The organism is Streptococcus sp. FDAARGOS_256 (assembly GCF_002289235.2).
Taxonomy (GTDB): Bacteria; Bacillota; Bacilli; order Lactobacillales; family Streptococcaceae; genus Streptococcus.
Window position 1 is genome coordinate 387,358 of record NZ_NTGM02000001.1, and the last position, 20,189, is coordinate 407,546.

At 41.3% G+C, this 20,189-nt stretch carries 18 protein-coding genes and 1 other annotated feature; of the genes, 14 read left to right on the forward strand and 4 right to left on the reverse strand.

The genetic code is table 11. The features are described 5' to 3' along the window. Positions 1-37: 37 nt before the first annotated feature. On the forward strand, positions 38-850 hold the full coding sequence (locus A6J84_RS02075; RefSeq protein WP_095725934.1) for a LicD family protein: 813 nt from the start codon (positions 38-40) through the stop codon (positions 848-850). A gap of 43 nt (positions 851-893) precedes the next feature. Continuing rightward, on the forward strand, positions 894-3,422 hold the full coding sequence (locus tag A6J84_RS02080; RefSeq protein WP_095725935.1) for an MBL fold metallo-hydrolase: 2,529 nt from the start codon (positions 894-896) through the stop codon (positions 3,420-3,422). A 46-nt stretch (positions 3,423-3,468) separates the two neighbouring features. Here the strand turns inward: A6J84_RS02080 and A6J84_RS02085 are convergent, their stop codons facing one another. Further along, the gene (locus A6J84_RS02085) at positions 3,469-4,947 is read right to left on the reverse strand and encodes an oligosaccharide flippase family protein (protein WP_000789708.1); all 1,479 of its coding nucleotides are present in this window, start codon (positions 4,945-4,947) and stop codon (positions 3,469-3,471) included. 122 nt (positions 4,948-5,069) lie between these two features. On the opposite strand from A6J84_RS02085, the gene mecA reads away from it, so the two are divergent. The 11 genes from mecA to A6J84_RS02150 all read left to right on the forward strand — a co-directional run bounded on the left by mecA (position 5,070) and on the right by A6J84_RS02150 (position 16,956). Beyond that, entirely contained in the window at positions 5,070-5,810 is a 741-nt protein-coding gene (gene mecA / locus A6J84_RS02090; protein ID WP_095725936.1) for an adaptor protein MecA, read from the forward strand. Between the two features lie 147 nt (positions 5,811-5,957). After that, positions 5,958-7,244, forward strand: coding sequence for a homoserine dehydrogenase (locus A6J84_RS02095; RefSeq protein ID WP_095725937.1), 1,287 nt, complete (start codon positions 5,958-5,960; stop codon positions 7,242-7,244). A gap of 1 nt (position 7,245) precedes the next feature. Further along, positions 7,246-8,115 carry a homoserine kinase gene (thrB, locus tag A6J84_RS02100; RefSeq protein ID WP_095725938.1) on the forward strand — a complete coding sequence of 290 codons (870 nt, stop codon included), beginning with the start codon at positions 7,246-7,248 and terminating at the stop codon, positions 8,113-8,115. A gap of 258 nt (positions 8,116-8,373) precedes the next feature. Next, the gene (gene msrB / locus A6J84_RS02110; RefSeq protein WP_084942711.1) at positions 8,374-9,312 is read left to right on the forward strand and encodes a peptide-methionine (R)-S-oxide reductase MsrB; all 939 of its coding nucleotides are present in this window, start codon (positions 8,374-8,376) and stop codon (positions 9,310-9,312) included. A gap of 59 nt (positions 9,313-9,371) precedes the next feature. Beyond that, positions 9,372-11,096, forward strand: coding sequence for an ABC transporter ATP-binding protein (locus A6J84_RS02115; RefSeq protein ID WP_095725939.1), 1,725 nt, complete (start codon positions 9,372-9,374; stop codon positions 11,094-11,096). Position 11,097: 1 nt separating this feature from the next. Then, the gene (locus A6J84_RS02120) at positions 11,098-12,846 is read left to right on the forward strand and encodes an ABC transporter ATP-binding protein (protein WP_095725940.1); all 1,749 of its coding nucleotides are present in this window, start codon (positions 11,098-11,100) and stop codon (positions 12,844-12,846) included. 103 nt (positions 12,847-12,949) lie between these two features. Beyond that, complete coding sequence (locus A6J84_RS02125) at positions 12,950-14,209, forward strand: TRZ/ATZ family protein (protein WP_095725941.1); 1,260 nt, start codon at positions 12,950-12,952, stop codon at positions 14,207-14,209. A 61-nt stretch (positions 14,210-14,270) separates the two neighbouring features. Further along, positions 14,271-14,406 (forward strand) — a sequence feature (ribosomal protein L10 leader region). A 38-nt stretch (positions 14,407-14,444) separates the two neighbouring features. Continuing rightward, a complete protein-coding gene (gene rplJ, locus A6J84_RS02135) occupies positions 14,445-14,945 on the forward strand; it encodes a 50S ribosomal protein L10 (RefSeq protein ID WP_001287274.1) in 501 nt (166 codons plus the stop codon). 74 nt (positions 14,946-15,019) lie between these two features. Next, positions 15,020-15,388, forward strand: coding sequence for a 50S ribosomal protein L7/L12 (rplL, locus tag A6J84_RS02140; protein ID WP_001196964.1), 369 nt, complete (start codon positions 15,020-15,022; stop codon positions 15,386-15,388). A 232-nt stretch (positions 15,389-15,620) separates the two neighbouring features. Further along, on the forward strand, positions 15,621-16,523 hold the full coding sequence (locus A6J84_RS02145) for a DUF2268 domain-containing protein (protein WP_095725942.1): 903 nt from the start codon (positions 15,621-15,623) through the stop codon (positions 16,521-16,523). A 64-nt stretch (positions 16,524-16,587) separates the two neighbouring features. Beyond that, positions 16,588-16,956 (forward strand): EXLDI protein, encoded by a 369-nt coding sequence (locus A6J84_RS02150; protein ID WP_095725943.1) that lies wholly within the window; start codon positions 16,588-16,590, stop codon positions 16,954-16,956. An 89-nt stretch (positions 16,957-17,045) separates the two neighbouring features. Here the strand turns inward: A6J84_RS02150 and A6J84_RS02155 are convergent, their stop codons facing one another. The 3 genes from A6J84_RS02155 to gdhA are packed head-to-tail and all read right to left on the reverse strand — an operon-like array spanning position 17,046 to position 19,035. Continuing rightward, positions 17,046-17,171 carry an NADP oxidoreductase gene (locus A6J84_RS02155; RefSeq protein ID WP_095725944.1) on the reverse strand — a complete coding sequence of 42 codons (126 nt, stop codon included), beginning with the start codon at positions 17,169-17,171 and terminating at the stop codon, positions 17,046-17,048. After that, positions 17,172-17,657 carry a GNAT family N-acetyltransferase gene (locus tag A6J84_RS02160; RefSeq protein ID WP_095726479.1) on the reverse strand — a complete coding sequence of 162 codons (486 nt, stop codon included), beginning with the start codon at positions 17,655-17,657 and terminating at the stop codon, positions 17,172-17,174. A gap of 31 nt (positions 17,658-17,688) precedes the next feature. Beyond that, on the reverse strand, positions 17,689-19,035 hold the full coding sequence (gene gdhA, locus A6J84_RS02165) for an NADP-specific glutamate dehydrogenase (RefSeq protein ID WP_000199520.1): 1,347 nt from the start codon (positions 19,033-19,035) through the stop codon (positions 17,689-17,691). Positions 19,036-19,240: 205 nt separating this feature from the next. On the opposite strand from gdhA, the gene A6J84_RS02170 reads away from it, so the two are divergent. Next, a complete protein-coding gene (locus A6J84_RS02170; protein ID WP_095725945.1) occupies positions 19,241-20,176 on the forward strand; it encodes a dihydroorotate oxidase in 936 nt (311 codons plus the stop codon). Positions 20,177-20,189 lie beyond the last annotated feature (13 nt).

Sequence of the window (20,189 nt, forward strand, 5' to 3'; positions counted from 1 at the left end):
GTTTAAAAATATAGTCAAATTTAGGAGAATAGAACCTATGTCTGAAAGAACTTTAACTCTTGAAGAAATCAAGCAAGTAGAATTGGATATTTTAAAGTATCTACATGATCTTTGTGAACAACATCAAATCAAATACTTTATTGATTTTGGAACCTTACTAGGAGCTGTACGCCATAAAGGATTTATCCCTTGGGATGATGATACAGATATTTCCTTGGCGCGTGATGAATTTGAAAAACTGTATAAGGTTTTACAAAATGAAAATCATCCCTACTACAAATTGATTTCATTCAGAGAAACAAAGGGATATCCATACAGTTATATGAGAGTCTATGATGTAAGGACTCGTCGAGATGCTAACCTCGTAGACCCAACGGTCGTATTGGGAACTTGCGTTGACATTTTTCCATATGATGGTGTCGTAACACAGGAAAGTGACCGTAAGAAAATGAAGCTCTACAAATATTTCATTCGCCTTTCTTCTTTGAATTTTAAAGGGATCAAGTCTGAGAATGGTGGACTTAAAAACCTCCCTCGTTATATGGGATCAGCTATTTTCCGCTTAACTTCCCCACAGCTATGGAATCAAAAATTAGAGTGCCTTGCTTTGAAGTATAGTGTAGATCAAGCAACAGATCTAACTTGTACTATCTATGACCCTTATTATCCAAATGGTATAAAAAAAGAATGGCTCTATGATTTGATTGATATGCCTTATGAAAACATCGTGGTCAAGGTTCCGAGAAAATACCATGAAATACTTGTCTACGAATTTGGAGAAAACTATATGACTCCACCGCCTATTGAGCAACAAGTCCCAGGAGGGGATAAAAACTACTGGATTGATTAGATTAGTAAAAGTTGCTTATTGTTAAGATAAAGGAGTTTTCAAGGTGAAAAATAAATGGTTATTAAAATCAGTCAGCTATAGTGTTCTCGCAGTCTTTCTATTACTGATTCAGTTATCGCAAGGAGTAAATGCAGATACCATTTCAGCAGGTTCGGGCAATCGTATCCATTTCATAAATACTAAAGCAAAATCTGGGAGTGACGCCATCCTTCTGGAAAGCAATGGTCACTATGCTTTGATTGATATGGGTGAAGACTATGATTTTCCTGATGGGAGTGACCCGCGCTATCCAAGCCGCTGGGGAATTTCCATGAGAAATTATCAAGTATTGGAGGATCGATTGATTCGCCACTTGGATCAAATAGGTGTAAAAAAATTAGATTTTATTATAGGAACTCATGTTCATAGTGACCATATTGGTGGAGCAGACGAAATACTCAATCGATATCAAGTCGGTAAGTTTTATTTGAAAAAATATTCAGATGATCGGATTACAGCAAACTGGGGACTATGGGATAATCTTTTTAATTATGATAATGCTTTGAGAGCAGCTCAAAAACGGGGAGTTACTCTTATCCAGAATATTTCAGATGAGGATAGCCATCTAAAATTAAGTGATATGGATATCCAACTCTACAACTATAAGAATGAATATGATGCTGACGGGAATCTGAAAAAAGTTCGAGATGATAACTCCAACTCCATTGTTTCAGTAGTGACTGTGGCAGGAAAGAGAATCTATCTTGGTGGAGATTTGGATAATGCCGAAGGGGCAGAAGATAAGTTAGGTCCAGTTATCGGCAAGGTTGATATGATGAAATGGAACCATCATTATGATGCGACAATTTCAAATACGATTAATTTCCTTGAAAACTTATCACCAAAAATGATTATTCAGACAACTGGTGGAGATATTAATGTTGCTTCAACCAGAGAATACCTTCAGAAGAAAAATATTCAGGTTCTTCATGCTGCGAGCCAAACTCAAGACGCTACCGTTTTTGATATTAGCGATAAAGGATTTGCTAATGTTTCAAATACCTTCCCTGATATCCCTGTAGTTGACGAAAAATGGTATCAAGAAGATGGCTATTGGAAATATCGTTTGACTGACGGAGAAATGGCTATCGGCTGGAGAGAGATTGGCGGAGCCACTTATTTCTTTAATGGAAAAGGACAAATGCAAGCAGGTCGCTGGCTTCACCTTAACGACGACTGGGGAGAAAATGCCAAAGGGAATGATTACTATCTGAACCAAAATGGTAAAATGCAAACTGGTGGTTGGTTCAAACTAGATGACTCTTGGTATTATATCCAATCAAATGGTGCTAGACGATTTAGCGAGCTCTCTGAAATCGGAGGGAAAAAGTATCTCTTTGCAGCAGATGGGAAGATGCTAACAGGACATCAAGTCTATAATGGCAAGAAGATGTTCTTTAGCGAAAGTGGTGCACTCCAAACAGCAGGTAAGCCTTCAACTTGGCAAAAGATTGATTCAAATTGGTATTTCTATGATGAGGATGGGCTAAAGACCATCGGTAAAAAGAATATCAATGGAAGCACATACTACTTTAATCAAGAAGGTATCATGCAAACTGGCTGGGCCTTTGTTGATGGTCACTGGAACTATTTTGCAAGTTCTGGAGCTATGAAAACCGGCTGGGTCAAGGATCAGGAAACATGGTATTATCTGGATAAAGATGGCATCATGTTAACTGGTAGACAAGATATAAATGGTGTTCGTTACTATTTGAATGCTAGTGGTGCCATGCAGACTGGCTGGAAGTGGCAAGAAAATAGCTGGTACTTCTATACGAACTCAGGAGCTATGAAAACTGGTTGGTTGAAAGATAAAGAATCATGGTATTATTTGGATCCAGAAACAGGTATCATGGCTGTAGGATCTAAAGAGATTGACGGTAAGAACTATTTCTTCAGCTCTGCAGGTACTATGCAAGTTGGATGGCAGTGGTCAAATGATTCTTGGCATTATTACGCTACGTCGGGCGCACTCCAAACGGGTTGGTTAAAAGATGGTGATGCCTGGTATTATCTTGAAGGTAAGGAAGGCGTTATGTTAGTCGGCCTCCATCAAGTAGATGGTAAGCAATATTACTTTAGCAAATCTGGTGCCATGCAAACTGGCTGGAAATGGTTTGATAATCATTACCGTTACTTTGAATCAAATGGAGCCATGAAAACTGGTTGGATAAAAGACAAAGGCGTCTGGTATTATCTAAATCCTGAAGATGGGATCATGTTGGTTGGCCTTCATAAAGTAAATGGTGATCATTATTACTTTGATGAATCAGGAGCTATGCAAACAGGTTGGAAACAGTTTGATGGTAATTGGTACTATTTCCAAGCTAATGGTTCTTTGTTGAAGAACGCAACAACACCTGATGGTTACAAAGTAAACGAAGAAGGAATCTGGAAACAGGCTGTTGCTGCTGTAAATAGCGATGCAGTCAAGCCAGAACAGAAACAAGAAGCTAATTCCTCTATTGTTGAACAACCTAAACAAGATTCAAATCTAGAAGCCAACGCTTCTGAAAAGAAAGAAAACGAATAAAGAAGAAATCCCCTACTGACAACTAATTTATCAGTAGGGGATTTTTTTAATTTCGTTTTAATTTAGCAAGTACAAGGTTCAGTGCATAGTGGAGTGTTTTGTCTTTGGTAATAAAGAGGGTCAAGAGGTAATAGATACCACAAGTTGCTACGGTAGACAGAACCATGAGAATCATATTGAAGTTTACTGTGTAGGAATTGATTTGGAAAATCATCTTGAAAATATAGAAGATTGGGATAAAACCAAGGGATATAATGCTATAACGTGTTAAGGTTATAAAAATTTCTTTTAAACTAATCAGTTGGTGTTTCTTGATAAAATGAATTTCAAGTAAAACAACGATAGTTTCTGCGATAATGGTCGTAGCGATGTAATACTCAGGTGCAAAAATATTATTGAAATACAAGATGCTATTTAATAGTATATTAGCCCCACCACCAAGGAAGTAGAAGGCAGTTAAGCGATTTTCATGGTCGTTGATAAAGATAATCTGTTTACCAAGAATCAACTCTATAGCCCAAATGATGGTACGAAAAGCGAAGACGCTAGTTACGATACCCGCTTCAAGATATTTTTCAGAAGAATAAATAACAGTTGCGTACCGTCCCAATATCATGATCCCGATACTAGTTGGAACCATAAGGAAATAGAATAAGGATGCCGCTTGATTCACGAGATAATTATAGGACTTGTAATCCTTTTTACCGAGATAGTAGCCAAGGCGTGGAATACTGACGTTGATAGCTCCACTCAAGACACTGGCAATCAGCATGACGATACTATAGGCAATTGTATAGTAGGAAATATAGTTCTCATCCGGTCCCTTGGTGATAAACATTCTATCTAGCAAGGTATAAAGCATATTAGCATTTGCTAAGAGAAGCATAGTGAAGAGCGGTTTAGAAGCTTTAGCTAATTCGACGAAACCAATCTTAACAAAAGAAACTTCTCTCTTAATCCAAAGAAAACTGAGCAGGTAGTTGAGGATAGTGGTCGCTGTCATAACGATAGCATAAGGAACAATATCATCTGCCGTTTTAACAAAGGCGAAGATAGCGACCAGCATGGTAATTCGAATAATTAACGTTTTGTAGAGGATGAAGGCATAGTTTTCATAAGCCTCGTTCATCCATTCGATATTGAGAAATTGGAAGAGTGCTTGAGCCCCTAGGATGTAGTAGAGAACTTTCAGATTCTCAATGCTGGTGTCAAAGAAGATAATGAGGAAGTAGATACCTGTCGTCAGGAGAGAGGTAAAAACCGAGATATAAAACAACTTAGAAAAGACGTAGTTGATTTTATTCTTGTCATCCTTGACCTTACTAATAGCTCGAATCCCGTAGTTGTATATTCCAAAGGCAGCTAGTGGAATAACAAAACTTGCCCAGGTATTGGCTGTATTGAAATAACCGTAATTGGATTTGCTGAGAATCCGCGTCAGATAAGGATTGGTTATCAGTGGAAAAACGATATTGAGAATATTGACCAGCAAGCTGGCCAAGGCATTTACTTTTATATTTTTCATTGAACATTCTTTCTTAAATCTAAAATCATATCTAGTATTATATCACATTCTCGCTTCATTCTTTTGATAAAATCGTAAAAATCTAGTATAATAGATAGACTGAAAGTATGAGGTTACTAGATATGAAGATGAAACAAATCAGTGATACAACACTAAAAATCACGATGACTTTAGATGATTTGATGGATCGGGGAATGGAGATTGCAGACTTTCTCGTTCCTCAGGAAAAAACCGAAGAGTTTTTCTATGCTATTTTAGATGAGTTAGAGATGCCAGACAATTTCTTGGATAGTGGCATGCTGAGTTTCCGCGTGACGCCAAAACCTGATAAGGTCGACGTCTTTGTGACCAAGTCCAAGATTGACCAAAATTTGGATTTTGAAGATTTGGCAGATCTACCAGACATGGAAGAATTAGCCCAAATGTCGCCAGATGAATTTCTCAAAACCTTGGAAAAGAGCATTGCAGATAAGACCAAGGACGATATTGAGGCCATCCAATCTCTAGAGCAGGTCGAAGCAAAGGAAGAAGAGCAAGAGCAGGCAGACAAGGAGACGGAGAATAAGAAAGAACCTTATATCTACTATATCCTACGCTTTGCAAGCCTTGCTGACTTAGTTGCTTTTGCAAAGACGGTTAACTACCAGATGGAAACATCTGAACTCTATAAGATGAATGGACACTATTATTTGACAATCTTAGTCGATGTGGAAAATCATCCAAGTCCATATCCGGCTTGGCTCTTGGCTCGTATGCGTGAGTTTGCAGACGACAGTGACATCAGTCGTTCAGTCTTGCAAGAGTATGGGCAAATATTGATTAACCATGACGCAGTTCTCGGTCTGCAAAAGATTTGTTCATAATTTTTAAAATCAATTTTCATTTATCAAGAAAGACGAATCATGGGATTCGTTTTTTCTTTACTAGACTGAAATAGTGATTTACTATAATAGGAATTTTCATAAAATTCTGTTATAATGGCTATATCAGAAAATTTCTAGGAGACAAACATGACAGTTAAAATTGCTTTACTCGGATTTGGTACCGTTGCAAGTGGTGTGCCATTCCTACTAAAGGAAAATGGAGAAAAAATCGTTCAGTCAGCTCATTCTGAGATTGAAGTAGCCAAGGTATTGGTCAAGGATGAAGATGAGAAGAACCGCTTGCTTGCAGCAGGAAATGACTTTAACTTTGTGACCAATGTAGATGATATTTTAGCAGACAAAGATGTTACCATTGTAGTGGAATTGATGGGACGTATCGAACCAGCTAAAACCTTTATCACTCGTGCCTTAGAAGCTGGGAAACACGTTGTTACTGCTAACAAGGACCTTTTGGCTGTCCATGGTGCAGAATTGTTAGAAATCGCTAAAGAGCATAATGTAGCACTTTACTACGAAGCAGCTGTTGCTGGTGGGATTCCAATTCTTCGCACTCTAGCAAATTCATTGGCTTCTGATAAAATCACGCGCGTTCTTGGTGTCGTTAACGGAACTTCCAACTTCATGATGACCAAGATGGTCGAAGAAGGCTGGTCTTACGATGATGCTCTGGCTGAAGCTCAAAGACTTGGATTTGCAGAAAGCGACCCTACAAATGACGTTGATGGGATTGATGCAGCCTACAAGATGGTGATTTTGAGCCAGTTTGCTTTTGGTATGAAGGTTGCCTTTGACGATGTAGCCCACAAGGGAATCCGTAACATCACACCAGAAGACGTAGCTGTAGCCCAAGACTTGGGCTATGTAGTGAAATTGGTTGGTTCTATCGAGGAAACTCCTTCAGGTATTGCTGCAGAAGTGACTCCAACCTTCCTACCTAAAGCACATCCACTTGCCAGTGTGAATGGGGTAATGAACGCAGTCTTTGTAGAATCTATCGGTATCGGTGAGTCTATGTATTACGGACCAGGTGCGGGTCAAAAACCAACTGCAACAAGTGTTGTAGCAGACATTGTCCGTATCGTTCGTCGCTTGAATGATGGTACTATTGGTAAAGACTTCAACGAATATAGCCGTGAATTGGTCTTGGCTAATCCAGAAGATGTCAAAGCTAATTACTACTTCTCAATCTTGGCTCCAGACTCAAAAGGTCAGGTCTTGAAATTGGCTGAGATTTTCAACGCTCAAGATATTTCCTTCAAGCAAATCCTCCAAGATGGCAAAGAGGGTGACAAGGCGCGTGTAGTGATTATCACTCATAAGATTAATAAAGCACAACTTGAGAATGTTTCAGCAGAGTTGGCCAAAGCTTCAGAATTTGACCTCTTGAATACCTTCAAGGTGTTAGGAGAATAGGATGAAGATTATTGTACCTGCAACCAGTGCCAATATTGGGCCAGGTTTTGATTCGGTTGGTGTAGCTGTAACCAAGTATCTTCAAATTGAGGTTTGTGAAGAACGGGATGAGTGGTTGATTGAACACCAGATTGGCAAATGGATTCCCCATGACGAGCGTAATCTTTTGCTTAAGATTGCCTTGCAAATTGCGCCTGACTTGCAACCGAGACGCTTGAAAATGACCAGTGATGTTCCCTTGGCGCGTGGTTTGGGTTCTTCTAGCTCGGTTATCGTTGCTGGAATTGAACTGGCTAACCAACTGGGCAATCTCAACTTATCTAACCACGACAAATTGCAGTTGGCTACCAAGATTGAAGGACATCCTGACAATGTAGCTCCAGCAATTTACGGCAATCTCGTTATTGCAAGTTCTGTTGAAGGAAATGTTTCAGCGATTGTGGCTGCCTTCCCAGAGTGTGATTTTCTAGCTTATATTCCCAACTATGAATTGCGCACTCGAGACAGCCGCGGTGTCTTGCCTAAGAAATTGTCCTACAAGGAAGCTGTTGCAGCTAGTTCTATCGCCAATGTGGCGGTTGCAGCCTTGTTGGCAGGAGACATGGTGACAGCTGGACAAGCAATCGAGGGGGACCTCTTCCACGAGCGTTATCGTCAGGAACTAGTGAGAGAATTTGAGACGATTAAGCAAGTAGCCAAAGAGAATGGTGCCTATGCGACCTACCTCTCTGGTGCCGGGCCGACGGTTATGGTTCTGGCTTCTCATGACAAGATGCCGGCGATTAAGGCAGAATTGCAAAAGCAGTCTTTCAAAGGCAAACTTCATGATTTGAAGGTGGATACCCAAGGTGTTCGTGTCCAAGAAAAATAAAGAATAGAAGATAGGATGGGGAAAGTCTCGACTAGGGGGCTTCCTATCCTTTTTTTGAAAAGAAGTTTATACTCAATGAAAATCAAAGAGCAAACTAGGAAGTTAGCCGCAGGTTGCTCAAAACAGTGTTTTGAGGTTGTGGATAGAACTGACGAAGTTAGCTCAAAATACTGTTTTGAGGTTGCAGATGTAAGCTGACGTGGTTTGAAGAGATTTTCGAAGAGTATTAGTTAAAAACTTGATAAAGGAGAAATAAAGATGTCAGAAATTTATCTGGCAGGTGGTTGTTTTTGGGGCCTAGAGGAGTATTTTTCACGAATTTCTGGAGTGCTAGCAACCAGTGTCGGCTACGCTAATGGCCAAGTCGAAACGACCAATTACCAGTTGCTCAAGGAAACAGACCATGCAGAGACTGTTCAAGTGATTTATGATGAGAAGGCTGTGTCACTCAGAGAGATTTTACTTTATTATTTCCGTGTCATTGACCCTTTATCTATCAACCAGCAAGGAAATGACCGTGGTCGCCAATATCGAACGGGAATCTATTATCAGGATGAAGCAGACTTGCCAGCTATCTACACAGTGGTGCAGGAGCAGGAGCGTATGCTGGGTCGAAAGATTGCAGTAGAAGTGGAGAAACTTCATCACTACATTTTGGCTGAAGACTACCATCAAGACTATCTCAAGAAAAATCCTTCCGGTTATTGTCATATCGATGTGACCGATGCTGAGAAGCCATTGATTGACGCAGCCAACTATGAAAAACCTAGTCAAGAGGTGTTGAAGGAAAGCTTAACTGAAGAGTCTTACCGTGTTACGCAAGAAGCTGCTACAGAGGCTCCATTTAGTAATGCTTATGACCAAACTTTTGAAGAGGGGATTTATGTAGACATCACGACAGGGGAGCCACTCTTTTTTGCTAAGGATAAGTTTGCCTCAGGTTGTGGTTGGCCAAGTTTTAGTCGTCCGATTTCTAAGGAGTTGATTCACTATTACAAGGACCTGAGCCATGGAATGGAGCGAATCGAGGTTCGTTCTCGGTCAGGAAATGCTCACTTGGGTCATGTCTTTACAGATGGACCTCAGGAGTTAGGTGGCCTCCGTTACTGTATTAATTCTGCATCCTTGCGCTTTGTAGCCAAGGATGAGATGGAAGAGGCAGGATATGGCTATCTATTGCCTTACTTAAACAAATAAAACGGAGAGGGTGGGGCTTCCCACTTTCTTCATTTCCAGAATAAGAATAGAAGGGATTTATGAAACACTTACTATCTTACTTCAAACCCTACATCAAAGAGTCGATTCTAGCACCCCTGTTCAAGCTGCTAGAAGCTGTTTTTGAACTCTTGGTTCCCATGGTGATTGCTGGGATTGTTGACCAGTCCTTGCCCCAGAGAGATCAGGGACACCTCTGGATGCAGATTGGCCTGCTCCTTATCTTTGCAGTGATTGGCGTTTTAGTGGCCTTGATAGCCCAGTTTTACTCAGCCAAGGCAGCGGTTGGATTCGCCAAGGAACTGACAGATGACCTTTATCGTCATATTCTTTCCTTACCCAAGGATAGCAGAGATCGTTTGACAACTTCTAGCTTGGTGACTCGCTTGACTTCGGATACCTACCAGATACAGATTGGTATCAATCAATTCCTGCGCCTCTTTTTGCGAGCACCTATTATCGTCTTTGGGGCTATCTTTATGGCCTATCGCATCTCGGCTGAGCTGACTTTCTGGTTTTTAGTTATGGTTGTCATTTTGACGATTGTCATTGTCGGTCTCTCTCGACTGGTCAATCCTCTCTACAGCAGTCTTAGAAAAAAAACGGACCAGCTGGTTCAGGAAACACGCCAGCAATTGCAAGGGATGCGAGTTATTCGTGCTTTTGGTCAGGAAAAACGAGAGTTACAAATTTTTCAAACTCTTAACCACATTTATGCCAGATTGCAAGAAAAAACAGGCTTCTGGTCTAGTTTATTAACACCTCTGACCTATCTGATTGTTAATGGAACTCTTCTCGTCATCATCTGGCAGGGCTATATTTCAATTCAAGGAGGTTTACTCAGTCAAGGTGCTCTTATTGCCCTTATCAACTACCTCTTGCAAATTTTGGTGGAATTGGTTAAGCTAGCTATGCTGATCAATTCTCTCAATCAGTCCTATATCTCAGCCAAGCGAATTGAGGAAGTTTTTACCGAAGCTCCAGAGGATATCCATTCAGAGTTAGAACAAAAGCAAGCTACCGGTGATCGGATTTTGCAAGTCAAAGAATTAACCTTTACCTATCCTGATGCGGCCCAGCCTTCTCTGAGAAACATTTCCTTTGATATGAATCAAGGGCAGATCCTTGGTATAATCGGGGGAACTGGTTCAGGTAAATCAAGCTTGGTGCAAGTCTTACTTGGTCTTTATCCGGCAGACAAGGGAAGTATTGACCTTTATCGAAATGGACGTAGTCCTCGTAATCTTGAGCAATGGCGGTCTTGGATTGCCTATGTGCCTCAAAAAGTCGAACTTTTTAAGGGAACTATTCGTTCCAACTTGACTCTGGGTTTCAATCAAGAAGTATCTGACCAAGAACTCTGGCAGGCCTTGGAGATTGCGCAAGCTAAGGATTTTGTCAGTGAAAAGGAAGGACTCTTGGATGCCCTGGTTGAGGCTGGAGGTCGAAATTTCTCAGGTGGACAAAAACAAAGGCTGTCTATCGCACGTGCAGTCTTGCGCCAAGCTCCATTTCTCATCTTAGATGATGCGACCTCGGCCCTCGACACCATTACCGAGTCCAATCTCTTGAAAGCTATCCGAGAGAATTTGCCAAACACGAGTTTAATCTTGATTTCTCAACGGACTTCGACACTTCGTATGGCTGACCAGATTCTCCTCTTGGAAAAAGGTGAGTTACTAGCTGTTGGCAAGCACGATGACTTGATGAAGACTAGCCAAGTCTATCGCGAAATCAATGCATCCCAACATGGAAAGGAGGACTAGCATGAAACGACAAACTGCAAATCAAACTCTCAAGCGTTTGGCCATAGATTTAGCAAACCATCCTTTCCTCCTTTTCCTTGCCTTTCTAGGAACTATTGCCCAAGTTGGCTTATCAATTTACCTACCTATTCTGATTGGACAGGTCATTGACCAAGTTCTAGTGGCTGGTTCATCACCAGTTTTTTGGCAGATTTTCATTCAGATGATATTGGTAGTCATAGGAAATACTCTGGTACAATGGGCCAATCCTCTTCTTTATAATCGTCTAATCTTCTCTTATACCAGAGACTTGCGAGAGCGAATTATCCATAAGCTCCATCGTTTACCGATTGCTTTTGTGAACCGGCAGGGCAGTGGAGAGATGGTTAGTCGTGTGACCACAGACATAGAACAGTTGGCAGCTGGTTTGACCATGATTTTCAATCAATTTTTCATTGGTGTTTTGATGATTTTGGTTAGTATTCTAGCCATGCTCCAAATTCACCTCCTCATGACCCTCTTGGTCTTGCTGTTGACGCCGCTGTCCATGGTGATTTCACGCTTTATTGCCAAACGCTCCTATCATCTCTTCCAGAAGCAAACAGAGACGAGGGGAATTCAGACTCAGTTGATTGAAGAGTCGCTTAGCCAGCAGACCATTATCCAGTCCTTCAATGCTCAGACAGAGTTTATCCAAAGACTGCACGAGGCGAATGCCAACTACGCAAGCTATTCTCAGTCAGCTATCTTTTATTCCTCAACGGTTAATCCTTCGACTCGCTTTGTCAATGCGCTCATTTATGCTCTTCTAGCTGGAGTAGGAGCTTATCGTATCATGATGGGTTCAACCTTGACCATTGGGCGTTTAGTAACTTTTTTGAACTATGTTCAGCAGTATACCAAGCCCTTTAACGATATTTCTTCAGTGCTAGCTGAGTTGCAAAGTGCTCTCGCTTGCGCAGAGCGCGTCTATGCTGTCTTAGAAAGTCCAGAGGTGGCTGAAACAGGTAAGGAAGTCTTGACCAGTGACCAAGTTAAGGGAGCCATTTCCTTTAAGCATGTTTCTTTTGGATACCATCCTGAAAGGATCTTGATTAAGGATTTGTCTATCAATATCCCAGCTGGTAGCAAGGTAGCCATCGTTGGTCCTACAGGTGCTGGTAAGTCAACTCTTATCAATCTCCTCATGCGTTTTTATCCTATTAACTCGGGAGATATCTTGTTAGATGGGCAGTCCATTTATGATTATACCCGAGCGTCATTGAGACAGCAGTTTGGGATGGTACTCCAAGAAACCTGGCTCAAGCAAGGGACCATTCATGACAATATTGCCTTTGGAAATCCTGATGCCAGTCGGGAGCAAGTGATTGCTGCTGCAAAGGCAGCCAATGCAGACTTTTTCATCCAACAGTTACCCCAAGGCTATGATACCAAACTGGAAAATGCAGGAGAATCTCTCTCTGTTGGGCAAGCCCAGCTCTTGACCATCGCCCGAGTCTTTCTAGCTATTCCAAAGATTCTTATCTTAGACGAAGCGACTTCCTCCATCGATACACGGACAGAGGTGCTAGTACAGGATGCCTTTGCCAAACTCATGAAGGGGCGCACAAGCTTTATTATTGCTCACCGTTTGTCAACCATTCAGGATGCGGATTTGATTCTTGTCTTGGTAGATGGTGACATTGTGGAGCATGGTAACCATCAGGATCTCATGGATAGAAAGGGCAAGTATTACCAAATGCAAAAAGCTGCGGCCTTTAGCTCTGAATAAGTCATTCCTACCCATTTAAATTCTTAATGACACTAAAAGTTGCCTTCGGGTGACTTTTTTGTTACAATAGCTAGAAAAATCAGGGTCTTAGAAGGAGAAAACAATGAAAGTCTATCAGCATGTAAATATCGTGACTTGTGACCAAGATTTCCATGTCTATCTGGATGGTATTTTAGCCGTTAAGGACTCTCAAATCGTCTATGTCGGCCAAGAGGAGCCAGAGATTTTAGAGCAAGCTGAGCAGATTATAGACTATCAGGGAGCCTGGATCATGCCTGGTTTGGTCAATTGCCACACCCATTCTGCTATGACAGGTTTGCGAGGAATTCAGGATGACAGCAATCTCCACGAATGGCTCAATGACTATATCTGGCCAGCAGAAGCAGGCTTTACTCCCGACATGACTACCAAGGCAGTCAAAGAAGCTCTGACAGAGATGCTCCAGTCAGGGACAACAACCTTCAACGATATGTATAATCCCAATGGTGTGGATATTGAGCAAATTTATCAGGCAGTCAAGGTCTCTAAGATGCGTTGTTATTTCTCACCAACCCTTTTTTCTTCAGAGGCAGAATCAACTGCTGAGACTATGAGCAGAACCCGAGCCATCATAGAGGAAATCTTAGGATATGAAAATCCAAATTTCAAGGTTATGGTAGCCCCTCATTCTCCCTACAGCTGTAGTAAAGACTTGCTGGAAGCGAGTTTAGATATGGCAAAAGAGCTGAATATTCCTATCCATATCCATGTGGCGGAGACCAAGGAGGAGTCAGGAATAATCCTGAAACGATACGGCAAACGCCCTCTCGCCTTTCTAGAAGAACTAGGTTACTTAGATCATCCGTCTGTCTTTGCTCATGGGGTCGAGCTAAACGAACGAGAAATTGAACGTTTGGTAACCTCTCAAGTGGCTATCGCCCACAATCCTATCAGTAACCTCAAACTGGCCTCAGGGATCGCTCCCATCATCCAACTGCAAAAAGCAGGAGTAGCAGTGGGGATTGCGACAGACTCGGTTGCTTCCAATAACAATCTAGATATGTTCGAGGAAGGACGGACAGCAGCCCTTCTTCAAAAGATGAAAAGTGGAGATGCCAGCCAATTTCCTATCGAAACAGCCCTTAAGGCACTGACAATCGAAGGAGCTAAGGTTCTAGGAATGGAAAAGCAGATAGGAAGCCTAGAAGTTGGCAAGCAAGCGGATTTTCTGGTCATTCAACCACAAGGAAAAATCCATCTTCAACCTCAGAATAATATGCTCTCGCATCTAGTCTATGCAGTCAAATCCAGTGATGTTGATGATGTTTATATCGCTGGAGAACAGGTGGTTAAGCAAGGCAAAGTTTTGACAGTAGAGATTTAAAAAAATTTAAAAAAAGTTTGCAAAAATCTTGCATTCTTTTTTTGTCTATGCTATACTTATATACGGTTTGAAAAAACTGCCTAAGACAGTAGGGGAGCTCGACTCATAAAGATCCTACCGAGGACAAAACGTATCATGTAAAAAGAAGCGTATTGTACTTTCGTGTCTAGGTTTGGGCGCGTTTTTCTTTTGGAAAAATTCCCCAAGCAAAATAATTACGGAGGTGAACACACTAATGAGTGAAGCAATTATTGCTAAAAAAGCGGAACTAGTTGACGTAGTAGCTGAAAAAATGAAAGCTGCTGCATCTATCGTCGTTGTAGACGCTCGTGGTTTGACAGTTGAGCAAGATACAGTTCTTCGTCGTGAGCTTCGTGGAAGCGAAGTTGAGTATAAAGTCATTAAAAACTCAATCTTGCGTCGTGCAGCTGAAAAAGCTGGTCTTGAAGATCTTGCATCAGTATTTGTTGGACCATCTGCAGTAGCATTTTCTAACGAAGATGTTATCGCACCAGCGAAAATCTTGAACGATTTTGCTAAAAACGCTGAAGCACTTGAAATCAAAGGTGGTGCAATCGAAGGCGCTGTCGCATCTAAAGAAGAAATCGTTGCTCTTGCAACTCTTCCAAACCGCGAAGGACTTCTTTCTATGCTCCTTTCTGTACTTCAAGCGCCAGTGCGCAACGTTGCTCTTGCAGTCAAAGCGGTTGCAGACAACAAAGAAGACGCAGCTTAATCTTAAGCTACGCAGCGTAGCTTAGCTACGGAAAAACGATTATAAAATTAAAAACTTATTTGGAGGAAATAACAATGGCATTGAACATTGAAAACATTATTGCTGAAATTAAAGAAGCTTCAATCCTTGAATTGAACGACCTTGTAAAAGCTATCGAAGAAGAATTTGGTGTAACTGCAGCTGCTCCTGTAGCTGTTGCTGCAGCTGGTGCTGCTGACGCTGGTGCTGCTAAAGACTCATTTGACGTTGAGTTGACAGCTGCTGGTGACAAAAAAGTTGGCGTTATCAAAGTTGTACGTGAAATCACAGGTCTTGGACTTAAAGAAGCTAAAGAACTTGTTGATGGTGCACCAGGTGTCATCAAAGAAGGCGTTCCAACTGCAGAAGCTGAAGAAATCAAAGCTAAATTGGAAGAAGCTGGAGCTTCAGTTACTCTTAAATAATAGAGCAACTACATTAGTAGCTTAAAAAACATATAAAACCGCTATTCTTAGGAGTAGTGGTTTTTTCTGTTACGATTTAAAATGGGTAAACCTACTTGAAATTATGGTCTGATACGAAAGTTCTAGTTTTTTTACTAACAATTACTAGAATCTTGATATAATTTCAATTTTCTTCTTGACTCTGACCTTAGGTAAGGGATTATACTAATAATAGATAAGAAAGGAGATTACCATGCAAATCAATATGATTCGTTCAGATAAAGTTTACCAAGAGATGCTCGAGCTTCCTTTAGAAAAAAGAGAAGGTTGCTTTCGAGCTAAAATATTAGCACCTTTTGCAATGAAATACCAAACGCAACACATTCCTCTGAAAGCAAAGTATCCTGGAGGATTTGATGCTCTTTTCCTACTTGGCTTTATGAATCAGTTACCCTCAACTCTCTCAGAAAAGGATAGACCAGCTATCGACTCTCTGAGCTCTGATCGACTCTGGCAGGACTGCCAGGATACCATCAAAAGGAGTATTGGGCTTTTTGAGCAGGCTGGCTATGACTTAGATGTTGAGGATTACCATTTTACTATTTTATTGGGCAATCCAGAAAAACCTATGCTACAACTCAATAAGGATTATAGCGGAGATGGCGGAATTCCAGGCTACCTCATGCTTAGTCTGCTACCAAATGACTATACTTTACCACGTGTGCAGGCTGCGTTGGCTCATGAGTGCAATCACAATGTCCGCTTTCAATTTGTCAAATGGAATCAGCAGACGACACTAGCAGACTGGGTAGTCAGTGAAGGCTTGGCAGAGTCTTTTGCTGCTGAACTCTATGGTAAGGAGCTCATCGGACCTTGGGTCACTTCAACCAGTCCAGAGCAATTAGAGAAGATTAAGCCCATCATCTCAAGTCAGCTTCAGCTAACAGGGATGGCGGAAATGGCTCCTTATCTCTACGGTGATGAAATTGCCGAGATTCAAGGTCAAATACCAGTCGGTATGCCTTATGCTGCGGGCTATGCTTATGGCTATCATCTGATACAAGCCTATCTGAAAAAGACTGGCAAGAGCATTATTGAAGCGACAGTAACATCGACAGAAGAGATTTTAGAGGCGACAAAAGACTTTTGGCAATGACATATTTTTGCTTGCAAATCTGCCAGAGTTTGATATAATGAAAGTAATTTTTGGAGGTGACTATATGCACTATAAAAGAGTTGAATTAAAGGTCACAAATCAAGGTATCCATGAACGCAAGATCTTTCAAGGTGTTAAGATTTTCAGTCGTAGCAAGTTATCCAAAGATCAGAAAAGCATTCTAACACAGAAGCTTTACCTGACTCCGAAGCAGAATATCGTTTTCTATCAGCGGACAGATGTCAATTATGACCAGAACTGGCATCATAATAAGGACTATTATGAACTAGCTTATGGCCAGTTGGACAGAGAGACGGTTTTTAAGGTTTGCCAAGATTTTGACGAACTAAGTCCTTTCCTGGAGAATGAGCTGTTAGAGAAGCTAAAAGAAAAGCTGGTAGCAGGAAAATTTTTTGAAAAATTAGATATATAAAAATCCGACTGCTTTTATAAGCAGTCGGATTTCTTCTAGTTTGATAGTGCTTAAACAATACCTTGGGCAATCACAGCATTTACTAGATTTTAGAAGTCAACAATATTTTCTCCTGCAAGGTCACCTGTACCAAGTCCGTATGTTTCAGTAGTTGTTTTAGCTGTTTTGAGGATCTTGGTCATGATGTCTTCGAGACGACCAGAGTATACTGCCATCTATTCATCTGATAAGAGGGATTTTATCATCCAGATATTCATAGCTGGGTGGCCGGCGGCGTTAGAAAGTGGTTGTTGCAATGCTGTAAAACCATAGTGCTGATAGACGGCCACAGCCGTAGCCAGTTCAGTAGAGGTTTCTAGATAAAGCTGTTCATAACCAGCCAGACGGGCTTCCTGGAATATCCGCTTTATCAACCTACTGGAATAACCTTTGCCACGGCTATTTTTAGTGACATACAGTTTTTGTAATTCAGTAATCTTATCAGACACAGGTGCAAAGCCACCACAGCCAACCAGCTGTCCTTCATCTTCCAGAACAAAGTAAGCTGCTCTCTCTTGCTGTTGATAATAGTCGGCCAAATGATCTAGATGAGAATCAAAGTAGACAGTTCCTGGTTTGTCAAGTCCGAATTCTTCTAGGCTAGCTCGAATGAGTTGCGCTACAGCTGGATTATCTCTCACTTCCATTGGCCGTAAGTTCATCATTTGTCCTCCGATAGGATGTATCGACTAATTAAACAATACCTTGTGCAATCATAGCGTTTGCTACGTTTTCGAAGGCAGCGATATTTGCTCCTGCAAGGTAGTCGGTACCAAGTCCGTATGTTTCAGCAGTTGTTTTAGCTGTGTTGAAGATGTTGGTCATGATGTCTTTGAGGCGTCCATCAACTTCTTCACGAGTCCATGAAAGGCGAAGGCTGTTTTGGCTCATTTCAAGCGCTGATACAGCTACACCACCAGCGTTGGCAGCTTTGGCAGGTCCGTAAAGGATTCCGTTTTCTTTGTAGACTTTAATCGCATCAAGGTCACTAGGCATGTTAGCACCTTCAGATACGCAGATAACTCCTTGAGCAACCAAACGTTTAGCTGCTTCGCCGTTGATTTCGTTTTGGGTCGCACATGGAAGAGCGATGTCGTAGTTTCCAGCGTAAGTCCATACAGAACCTTCATGGTAAGTAGCAGTTGCTTTCTCAGCTGCGTACTCAGTCAAACGAGCACGGCGTTTTTCTTTAACATCAACCAAAAGATCGAAGTCGATACCATTTTCATCGATGACATAACCGTTTGAGTCAGATACAGAGATAACAGTCGCACCAAGTTCAGTCGCTTTTTGAAGAGCATATTGAGCTACGTTACCAGAACCTGAAATTACCACTTTCTTACCAGCAAAACTGTTACCATTAGCTTTGAGCATTTCTTCAGTGTAGTAAACCAATCCATAACCAGTTGCTTCTGGACGAATCAAGCTACCACCAAATCCAAGAGGTTTACCAGTCAAAACACCCGCATCAAATTGGTTAAGACGTTTGTATTGTCCGTAAAGGTAACCAATTTCACGTCCACCAACACCGATATCACCAGCTGGGACGTCAAGTGATGGTCCGATGTATTTTTGCAATTCAGTCATGAAGCTTTGGCAGAAGCGCATCACTTCAGCATCAGTCTTCCCTTTAGGATCGAAGTCTGATCCACCTTTACCTCCACCGATTGGAAGTCCAGTCAAGACATTTTTAAAGATTTGTTCGAAGCCAAGGAATTTCAAGATCCCTTGGTTTACAGTTGGGTGGAAACGAAGTCCGCCTTTATATGGTCCAACAGCTGAGTTGAATTGAACACGGTAACCACGGTTGACTTGTACTTTACCTTCACGGTCAACCCAAGGAACACGGAAAGAAATCACGCGCTCAGGCTCAGTGATGCGTGCCAAGATATTTTCTTCAATATACTCAGGGTGTTTTTCAAATACAGGTTCCAAAGTGCTGAAGAATTCTTCAACCGCCTGGAGAAATTCAGCCTCATGCCCGTTACGAGCTTTCACAGTTGCAAACACGCTTTGGATATAGTCTTTAGCAGATGTCATATCGTTCTCCTTTTTGTTGTTATATTTTATTACATGAGCCATTATAGCAGAATTTTTTTTGAGTGTAAAGAAAAAAACAGAAATTTTCTAAAAATTCTTTCAATTTACAAAACCGAACGTTTTATATAGAAATTAGTTTCTCAAAGAGAAAATCTTAAAGTATGGTATAATATTAGAAATAAAAGGAATCTGGAGGATCAGAATCATGGTATCAACGAAAACACAAATAGCTGGCTTTGAGTTTAACAATTGCTTGATGAATGCGGCGGGTGTTGCTTGTATGACGATAGAAGAGCTTGAAGGGGTCAAAAACTCAGCGGCGGGTACTTTTGTCACGAAGACAGCGACCTTGGACTTTCGTCAGGGCAATCCTGAGCCACGCTACCAGGATGTTCCACTTGGTTCTATCAACTCTATGGGCTTACCAAATAATGGCTTAGACTACTATCTGGACTATCTTTTGGACTTGCAGGAAAAAGAGCCAAACCGTACTTTCTTCCTATCTTTAGTTGGCATGTCTCCAGAAGAAACACATACCATCTTGAAAAAAGTTCAAGAGAGCGAGTTTAAAGGACTGACAGAGCTTAATCTCTCTTGTCCAAATGTTCCAGGAAAACCTCAGATTGCTTATGATTTTGAGACAACAGATTGTATCTTGGCAGAAGTATTTGCCTACTTTACCAAACCTCTTGGAATCAAATTGCCACCTTATTTTGATATTGTTCACTTTGATCAAGCGGCAGCTATTTTCAACAAATATCCGCTCAAGTTTGTTAACTGTGTTAACTCTATCGGAAACGGCATTTATATAGAAGACGAGTCGGTCGTGATTCGTCCTAAGAATGGTTTTGGTGGAATTGGTGGAGAGTATATCAAACCGACTGCTCTAGCGAATGTGCACGCCTTTTACCAACGTTTAAATCCCCAAATCCAAATCATCGGAACGGGTGGTGTTCTAACGGGTCGTGATGCCTTTGAACACATCCTCTGCGGTGCGAGTATGGTGCAAGTAGGAACTACCCTTCACAAAGAAGGCGTAGGTGCTTTTGAACGCATTACCAATGAACTAAAAGAAATCATGGCAGAAAAAGGGTACGAGAACCTAGAAGATTTCCGTGGGAAATTGCGCTATATTGATTAAGTTTAATAAAAAA

Bases quoted from the DNA above. Each gene is read 5' to 3' on its own strand.
- A6J84_RS02075 (WP_095725934.1), top strand. From the start codon at position 38: ATGTCTGAAAGAACTTTAACTCTTGAAGAAATCAAGCAAGTAGAATTG.
- A6J84_RS02085 (WP_000789708.1), bottom strand. From the start codon at position 4,947: ATGAAAAATATAAAAGTAAATGCCTTGGCCAGCTTGCTGGTCAATATT.
- mecA (WP_095725936.1), top strand. From the start codon at position 5,070: ATGAAGATGAAACAAATCAGTGATACAACACTAAAAATCACGATGACT.
- A6J84_RS02095 (WP_095725937.1), top strand. From the start codon at position 5,958: ATGACAGTTAAAATTGCTTTACTCGGATTTGGTACCGTTGCAAGTGGT.
- thrB (WP_095725938.1), top strand. From the start codon at position 7,246: ATGAAGATTATTGTACCTGCAACCAGTGCCAATATTGGGCCAGGTTTT.
- msrB (WP_084942711.1), top strand. From the start codon at position 8,374: ATGTCAGAAATTTATCTGGCAGGTGGTTGTTTTTGGGGCCTAGAGGAG.
- A6J84_RS02115 (WP_095725939.1), top strand. From the start codon at position 9,372: ATGAAACACTTACTATCTTACTTCAAACCCTACATCAAAGAGTCGATT.
- A6J84_RS02120 (WP_095725940.1), top strand. From the start codon at position 11,098: ATGAAACGACAAACTGCAAATCAAACTCTCAAGCGTTTGGCCATAGAT.
- A6J84_RS02125 (WP_095725941.1), top strand. From the start codon at position 12,950: ATGAAAGTCTATCAGCATGTAAATATCGTGACTTGTGACCAAGATTTC.
- rplJ (WP_001287274.1), top strand. From the start codon at position 14,445: ATGAGTGAAGCAATTATTGCTAAAAAAGCGGAACTAGTTGACGTAGTA.
- rplL (WP_001196964.1), top strand. From the start codon at position 15,020: ATGGCATTGAACATTGAAAACATTATTGCTGAAATTAAAGAAGCTTCA.
- A6J84_RS02145 (WP_095725942.1), top strand. From the start codon at position 15,621: ATGCAAATCAATATGATTCGTTCAGATAAAGTTTACCAAGAGATGCTC.
- A6J84_RS02150 (WP_095725943.1), top strand. From the start codon at position 16,588: ATGCACTATAAAAGAGTTGAATTAAAGGTCACAAATCAAGGTATCCAT.
- A6J84_RS02155 (WP_095725944.1), bottom strand. From the start codon at position 17,171: ATGGCAGTATACTCTGGTCGTCTCGAAGACATCATGACCAAGATCCTC.
- A6J84_RS02160 (WP_095726479.1), bottom strand. From the start codon at position 17,657: ATGAACTTACGGCCAATGGAAGTGAGAGATAATCCAGCTGTAGCGCAA.
- gdhA (WP_000199520.1), bottom strand. From the start codon at position 19,035: ATGACATCTGCTAAAGACTATATCCAAAGCGTGTTTGCAACTGTGAAA.
- A6J84_RS02170 (WP_095725945.1), top strand. From the start codon at position 19,241: ATGGTATCAACGAAAACACAAATAGCTGGCTTTGAGTTTAACAATTGC.